Raw genomic sequence first — 646 nt, 5'->3', positions numbered from 1 at the left:
CGCGTTCCTTGAGCTGGCGGTGCGCGCGGGCGATCAGGTCGGGTGCGACCTGGTCGAGGAACTGACGCTGGAGGCACCCCTCGTGGTGCCCGAGCGCGGTGCCGTGCGCATGCAGGTGCGGGTCGGTGTGCCGGACGAGTCCGGTCGGCGATCGGTGACCGTGCACGCGCGGGACGACGACGGGGACCTGTGGATCCGGCACGCGAGCGGCGTGCTCGTGGCCGGTGCCGAGGTGCCGTCCGCCGACGCCGGTGTCTGGCCCCCTGCCGGGGCGGAGGCCGTGGACCTGGACGGGCTCTACGACCGCATGTCCGACGGCGGATTCGCCTACGGCCCGGTGTTCCAGGGCCTGCGGGCCGCCTGGCGCAAGGACGATGAGGTGTTCGCCGAGGTCGCCCTGCCGGACGGCGTGGAAGCAGGCGGCTTCGGTCTGCACCCGGCGCTCCTGGACGCGTCGCTGCACGCCATCGGTCTGATGGGCGATGCGGACGGCCCCGGCAGGCTGCCGTTCTCGTGGTCGGGCGTACGTCTGCACGCCTCCGGCGCGAGCGTGCTGCGGGTGCGGTTGGCGCCCGCCGGGAACGACGGCGTGTCGCTGGCGGTCGTGGACGGGGCGGGCGCGCCGGTCGTCTCGATCGACTCGCTG

Annotated in this window: 1 protein-coding gene; it reads left to right on the top strand. The window is 74.5% G+C overall.

Annotation, left to right across the window (positions count from 1 at the left end; all coding sequences use genetic code 11):
* Positions 1 to 646 (top strand): polyketide synthase dehydratase domain-containing protein (locus IE274_RS39170; RefSeq protein WP_190120724.1); only part of this gene is annotated, 646 nt, incomplete at both ends.

Source organism: Streptomyces flavofungini (assembly GCF_014650815.1).
Lineage (GTDB): Bacteria > Actinomycetota > Actinomycetes > Streptomycetales > Streptomycetaceae > Streptomyces > Streptomyces flavofungini.
Note: the sequence above shows the minus strand (reverse complement) of the source record. Positions and strands in the feature narration are given on the sequence as shown.